The sequence below is a fragment of the Rhizobacter sp. P3_B12 genome (assembly GCF_056402895.1).
Map to the genome: position 1 here is coordinate 1 of NZ_JBFUGN010000363.1, position 5,598 is coordinate 5,598.

The following is a 5,598-nucleotide window of genomic DNA, read 5'->3' on the forward strand; positions in this document are numbered from 1 at the left end:
TCACGAAGGCCGGCGGCGGCGGGCTGCCCGCCGACAGCGTCAGCACCTCGTAGCCGGTCTCGGTGACGAGCACGGTGTGCTCCCACTGGGCCGACAGCGAGCGGTCTTTCGTGACGATGGTCCAGCCGTCGCCGGCCTCGCGGATGTCGCGCCGGCCGGCATTGATCATCGGCTCGATCGTGAACACCATGCCGGGCACCAGCTCCTCGAGCGTGCCCGGGCGGCCGTAGTGCAGCACCTGCGGCTCTTCATGGAACTTGCGGCCGATGCCGTGCCCGCAGAACTCGCGCACGATCGAGAAGCCGGCGTTCTCGGCGAAGGTCTGGATCGAGTGGCCGATGTCGCCCAGGTGGATGCCCGGCTTCACCTTGACGATGCCCTTCCACATGGCGTCGTAGGTCATCTGGCACAGCCGGTTCGCGGCGATCGAGCCGTGGCCGACGACGAACATCCGGCTGGTGTCGCCGTGCCAGCCGTCCTTGATGACGGTCACGTCGATGTTGACGATGTCGCCCGCCTTCAGCGGCCGGTCGTTCGGGATGCCGTGGCAGACCTGGTGGTTGATCGAGGTGCAGATCGATTTGGGGTAGGGCGTGTAGCCCGGCGGCGCGTAGTTCAGCGGGGCCGGAATGCCTTGCTGGACGTCCACGATGTGGTCGTGCGCCAGCTTGTCGAGCTGCTCGGTGGTGATGCCCGGCTTCACGTGCGGCGTGAGCATGTCCAGCACTTCGGAGGCCAGCCGGCCGGCGATCCGCATGCCTGCGACATCCTCGGCGGTTTTGATCGTGATCGTCATGGGGCGGAATTATTGCACCGACCCCCGTAAAATCCCGGGTTTCCACCGGCAGTCCCTGAACACGACCCGGTCTCCAGAACCCGAAGCTGGCCCCCAACGTGACGTCCACACCCAAGCATCTGCTGCACTTCGAGGGCGGCAACGCCTTGTCCGCCTTCCGCGCCCAGGCCCTGCTGCCGCGGCTGCAGGCGATCAGCCCGCGCATCACCGCCGTGCACGCCCGGCACGTCCACTGGGTGTGGAGCGACCAGCCGCTGCCGCGCGACGCCCACGACAAGCTCGCTGCGCTGCTGACCTATGGCGATGCTTATGTGGGTCCCTCCGGGCYTGCCGACGGCGCGCTCGTGCTGGTGGCGCCGCGCCTGGGCACCGTCTCGCCGTGGGCCAGCAAGGCCACCGACATCGCCCACAACTGCGGCCTCGCGATCCGCCGCGTCGAACGCGTGACGGAATACCGCCTGGTGCTCAAGACCGGCCTGGCCGGCCTGCTGGGCGCCGCCAAGCCGCTCGAGGCCGGCGAGTTGCAGCAGGCGGCCGCGCTGCTGCACGACCGCATGACCGAGAGCGTGCTGCTGCAGCGGGCTGACGCCGCCCACCTGTTCGACGAGCAGGCCGGCCGTGCGATGGAGCATGTCGACGTGCTCGGCCAGGGCCGCTCGGCACTGGAGGTCGCCAACAAGAACTTCGGCCTGGCCTTGAGCGACGACGAGATCGACTACCTGGTCGCCGCCTTCACCGGCCTGAAGCGCAACCCGACCGACGTCGAGCTGATGATGTTCGCGCAGGCCAACAGCGAGCACTGCCGGCACAAGATCTTCAACGCCCGCTTCACGATCGACGGCATCGAGCAGGAGCGCTCGATGTTCGCGATGATCCGCAACACCCACCAGCTCGCGCCGCAGCACACGGTGGTGGCCTACAGCGACAACGCGTCGGTGATGGAAGGCGGCCCCACGGAACGCTGGCTGCCGCAGGGCTACACCAACGCGCCGCTGTACGGCCCGCGCGAGGAAACGGTGCACGTGCTGATGAAGGTCGAGACGCACAACCACCCGACGGCGATCTCGCCGTTCCCGGGTGCGTCGACCGGCGCCGGCGGCGAGATCCGCGACGAGGGCGCGACCGGCCGCGGCTCCAAGCCGAAGGCGGGGCTCACTGGCTTCAGCGTCTCGAACCTGCACCTGCCCGGCACCAGCGAGCCCTGGGAGCAGTCGCCCTACGGCAAGCCCGAGCACATCGCGAGCCCGCTGCAGATCATGGTCGACGGCCCGCTTGGCGGTGCCGCGTTCAACAACGAGTTCGGCCGGCCCAACCTGGCCGGCTACTTCCGCGTCTACGAGCAGACGGTCGGCGGCCAGCGCCGCGGCTACCACAAGCCGATCATGATCGCCGGCGGCCTGGGCAGCATCTCCGACAGCCAGACGCACAAGCTGCAGTTCCCGGCCGGCACGCTGCTGATCCAGCTGGGCGGCCCCGGCATGCGCATCGGCATGGGCGGCGGCGCGGCCAGCTCGATGGCGGCCGGCGCCAACGCGGCCGAGCTCGATTTCGATTCGGTGCAGCGCGGCAACCCCGAGATCGAGCGCCGCGCGCAGGAGGTCATCAACCACTGCTGGGCGCTGGGTGAATCGAACCCGATCCTCGCGATCCACGACGTGGGTGCCGGCGGCATCTCGAACGCCTTCCCCGAGCTGGTCGACGGTGCCGGCCTGGGCGCGCGCTTCGACCTGAGCCAGGTGCCGCTGGAGGAGAGCGGCCTCGCGCCGAAGGAGATCTGGTGCAACGAGAGCCAGGAGCGCTACGTGATGGCGGTCTCGCCCGAGGCGCTGCCGATCTTCCGCGCGATGTGCGAGCGCGAGCGCTGCCCGTTCGCGGTGGTCGGCGTGACGACCGCAGCGAAGCAGCTGGTGCTGGACAACCCCGGCAGCGATGACACGCCGATCGACATGCCGATGGAAGTGCTGCTCGGCAAGCCGCCGAAGATGCACCGCGACGTGAAGCGCGTCGAGCGCACGCTGCCGGCGCTGCAGCTGACCGACGTGTCGCTCGGCAAGGTGGCCTTCGACGTGCTGCGCCACCCGACCGTGGCCAGCAAGCGTTTCCTGATCACGATCGGCGACCGCACCGTCGGTGGCCTGAACCACCGCGACCCGATGGTCGGGCCGTGGCAGGTGCCGGTGGCCGATTGCGCGGTGACGCTGGCGGATTTCCGCGGCTTCCGCGGCGAGGCGATGAGCATGGGCGAGCGCACGCCGCTGGCCGCGCTCGATGCGCCGGCCTCCGGCCGCATGGCGGTCGCCGAGGCCATCACCAACCTGCTGGCCGCGCCGATCGAGCTCGAGCGCATCAAGCTCAGCTGCAACTGGATGGCCGCCTGCGGCGAGCCGGGCGAGGATGCGGCGCTGTACGACACCGTGCGGGCCGTGGGCATGGAGCTGTGCCCGGCGCTCGGCATCAGCGTGCCGGTCGGCAAGGACAGCCTGTCGATGCGCACGCGCTGGAGCGACGAGGGCGAGGGTCACACAACCGCGAAGCAGGTCACCGCACCGGTCTCGCTGATCGTCACCGCCTTCGCGACGCTGGCCGACGTGCGCGGCACGCTGACGCCGCAGCTGCAGCCCGGCGACACGACGCTGGTGCTGATCGACCTCGGCCAGGGCCGCAACCGCATGGCCGGCTCGATGCTGGCGCAGGTACTGAACCAGTTCGGTGACGAAGTGCCCGACCTCGATGACCCGGCGCTGCTGAAATCGCTGGTCGCCGCGATCAACCAGCTGCGCAGCCAGGGCCGCCTGCTGGCCTACCACGACCGCAGCGACGGCGGCCTCTGGGCGGCGGCCTGCGAGATGGCCTTCGCCGGCCACCTGGGGCTGAGCCTGAACGTCGACATGCTGGTCACCGAAGGCGATGGCATCGCCGACAGCCGCGCCGAGCACGGCGACTCGAAGAACYGGGCCGGGCAGGTCGGGGCGCGCCGCGCCGAGCTGACGCTGAAGGCCTTGTTCAACGAGGAGCTGGGCGCCGTGATCCAGGTGCGCACCGACGCTCGCAACGAGGTGATGCAGGTGCTGCGCGAGCACGGCCTCTCGAAGCACAGCCACGTGATCGGCAAGACCAACGAGCGCGGCATCGTCGAGATCTGGCGCGACGCGAAGGCGGTGTTCAGCGCACCGCTGCGCGAGCTGCACCAGGCCTGGGACGACGTCAGCTGGCGCATCGCGAAGCTGCGCGACAACCCGGCGTGCGCCGACGCCGAGCACGAGGCCGCCGGCCGCACCGAAGACACCGGACTGCACCTGCAGCTGGGCTTCGACCCCGCGGCGCCGATTGCGCCGTACGTCAACACCGCCCGCCCGAAGGTGGCGATCCTGCGCGAGCAGGGCGTCAACAGCCACCTCGAGATGAGCTACTCGATGGCGCAGGCCGGCTTCGACACCTTCGACGTGCACATGAGCGACCTGCAGACCGGCCGCGCGCGCTTCGACCAGTTCCAGGGCTTCGTCGCCTGTGGCGGCTTCAGCTACGGCGACACGCTGGGGGCCGGCGAAGGCTGGGCGCGCTCGGTGATGTTCAACCCGGTGCTGGCCGAGCAGTTCGCGGCCTTCTTCGGGCGCAGCGACACCTTTGCGCTCGGCGTGTGCAACGGCTGCCAGATGATGGCGGCGCTGTCGCCGATCATCCCCGGCGCGCAGGACTGGCCGAAGTTCACCCGCAACCGCAGCGAGCAGTTCGAGGCCCGCCTCGCGCAGGTCGAGGTGCTCGAGAGCCCGTCGATCTTCTTCAGCGGCATGGCCGGCAGCCGGCTGCCGATCGCGGTGGCGCACGGCGAAGGCTTTGCCGATTTCTCGCAGCGCGGCGACGCCGCCACCGTGAAGCGTGCGATGCGCTTCGTCGACCACACGGGCCGGCCGACCGAGGCCTACCCGGCGAACCCGAACGGCAGCCCCGACGGYCTGACGGCCGTGACCACCGGCGACGGCCGCTTCACGGTGCTGATGCCGCACCCGGAGCGGGTGTTCCGCAACGTGCTGATGAGCTGGACCTCGGGCGACATTTCCGCCCACAGCCCGTGGATGAAGATGTTCCACAACGCGCGCCGCTGGATCGGTTGAGCGGACCAGGGAGAACAACGATGCACAGCAAGCCAGTCCGCTACCTCGTGCTGATCGACGCCGCCGGCGCATCGATCGCGCGGCTGTTCGACGAGCAGCTGCACCAGCTCAACGAGATCGATGGCGGCTCCGAAGAGGTGGCGGTGATGGTGCGCGGCCTCACGCCGGCGCACTCGGCCAACGACGCTGCGTGGGCGCAGGCGCTGCGCGGCCACAGTGCCGCCGAGCGTGCTGCGGCCCGTGTCTACACCCTCGACGTCTGAGAACGATCCCATGCCCCATTGCATCCTCGAGTGCACGAAGTCGGTCGCGGCCCAGGTGCCGGTCGAGCGGATGATGCGTGCCGTGCACGACGCCGCACTCGCCAGCGAGCTGTTCACCGTCGGCGACGTGAAGATCCGCGTGCTGGTGCACGAGCACAGCCTGGTCGGCGGCATGAACGCCGATTTCGTCCATGTGTTCGCCTACGTGCTGACCGGGCGCAGCGAGGCCGACCGCAAGAAGCTCTCGGCCGCGATCGTGCGCGGGCTCGCGGCGCTGCTGCCGCAGGTGCAGGCCGTCTCGTGCGACGTGCGCGAGATGGAGCGCGCGACCTTCAGCAACCGGCGCAACGCCGGCCTGGACGCGTGACGGGCGTGACGAGCGAGTCGCCGCCCGCCAGCCGGACACCGCTGCCGTGCGTCACGATCG

Annotated in this window: 4 protein-coding genes; 3 read left to right on the forward strand and 1 reads right to left on the reverse strand. The window is 69.8% G+C overall.

All coding sequences use genetic code 11. From position 1 onward, the window contains the following. Nucleotides 1-796 (reverse strand): type I methionyl aminopeptidase (map, locus tag AC1D01_RS18490; RefSeq protein ID WP_477868806.1); only part of this gene is annotated, 796 nt, incomplete at its 3' end. 98 nt (nucleotides 797-894) lie between these two features. On the opposite strand from map, the gene purL reads away from it, so the two are divergent. Genes purL through AC1D01_RS18505 form a run of 3 tightly spaced genes read left to right on the forward strand, consistent with a single transcriptional unit; the run spans nucleotide 895 to nucleotide 5,538 of the window. After that, nucleotides 895-4,908 (forward strand): phosphoribosylformylglycinamidine synthase, encoded by a 4,014-nt coding sequence (purL, locus tag AC1D01_RS18495; RefSeq protein ID WP_477868808.1) that lies wholly within the window; start codon nucleotides 895-897, stop codon nucleotides 4,906-4,908. A 20-nt stretch (nucleotides 4,909-4,928) separates the two neighbouring features. Beyond that, nucleotides 4,929-5,171, forward strand: coding sequence for a hypothetical protein (locus AC1D01_RS18500; RefSeq protein WP_477868810.1), 243 nt, complete (start codon nucleotides 4,929-4,931; stop codon nucleotides 5,169-5,171). Between the two features lie 10 nt (nucleotides 5,172-5,181). Continuing rightward, nucleotides 5,182-5,538, forward strand: a complete 357-nt coding sequence (locus AC1D01_RS18505) for a 5-carboxymethyl-2-hydroxymuconate Delta-isomerase (RefSeq protein WP_477868812.1) — start codon at nucleotides 5,182-5,184, stop codon at nucleotides 5,536-5,538. Nucleotides 5,539-5,598 lie beyond the last annotated feature (60 nt).

Bases quoted from the DNA above. Each gene is read 5' to 3' on its own strand.
- AC1D01_RS18500 (WP_477868810.1), top strand. From the start codon at position 4,929: ATGCACAGCAAGCCAGTCCGCTACCTCGTGCTGATCGACGCCGCCGGC.
- AC1D01_RS18505 (WP_477868812.1), top strand. From the start codon at position 5,182: ATGCCCCATTGCATCCTCGAGTGCACGAAGTCGGTCGCGGCCCAGGTG.